Origin of the sequence: Pseudomonas sp. 32_A (genome assembly GCF_017490905.1) — a bacterium.
GTDB lineage: Bacteria > Pseudomonadota > Gammaproteobacteria > Pseudomonadales > Pseudomonadaceae > Aquipseudomonas > Aquipseudomonas inefficax.
The window spans coordinates 1-629 of sequence record NZ_JAFGYI010000123.1 but is presented as its reverse complement, the minus strand read 5'-3'; the positions used below and the strand labels follow the sequence as shown (position 1 = coordinate 629).

The 629-nt window shown below is 53.7% G+C and carries 1 protein-coding gene; it reads left to right on the top strand.

The genetic code is table 11. The features are described 5' to 3' along the window. Positions 1–91: 91 nt before the first annotated feature. Positions 92–629 (top strand): dethiobiotin synthase (bioD, locus tag J5M58_RS25880; protein ID WP_207880160.1); only part of this gene is annotated, 538 nt, incomplete at its 3' end.

Sequence of the window (629 nt, the reverse complement as noted above, 5' to 3'; positions counted from 1 at the left end):
CGTTCGCAGTTGCAGCGATTGCAACTGGCCTGGCCGCAACAGCAGGGGCGATATCCTCTGACGTATCATCTTTTTTTGGGAGTGATTGCTCGTGAGTAAACGTTATTTTGTCACCGGAACGGATACCGAAGTGGGGAAAACTGTCGCCAGTTGTGCACTTTTACAAGCCGCAAAGGCAGCAGGCTACCGGACGGCAGGTTATAAACCGGTCGCCTCTGGCAGCGAAAAGACCCCGGAAGGTTTACGCAATAGCGACGCGCTGGCGTTACAGCGCAACAGCAGCCTGCAGCTGGATTACGCAACAGTAAATCCTTACACCTTCGCAGAACCCACTTCGCCGCACATCATCAGCGCGCAAGAGGGCAGACCGATAGAATCATTGGTAATGAGCGCCGGATTACGCGCGCTTGAACAACAGGCTGACTGGGTGTTAGTGGAAGGTGCTGGCGGCTGGTTTACGCCGCTTTCTGACACTTTCACTTTTGCAGATTGGGTAACACAGGAACAACTGCCGGTGATACTGGTAGTTGGTGTGAAACTCGGCTGTATTAATCACGCGATGTTGACTGCACAGGTAATACAACACGCCGGACTGACTCTGGCGGGTTGGGTGGCGAACGATGTTACGC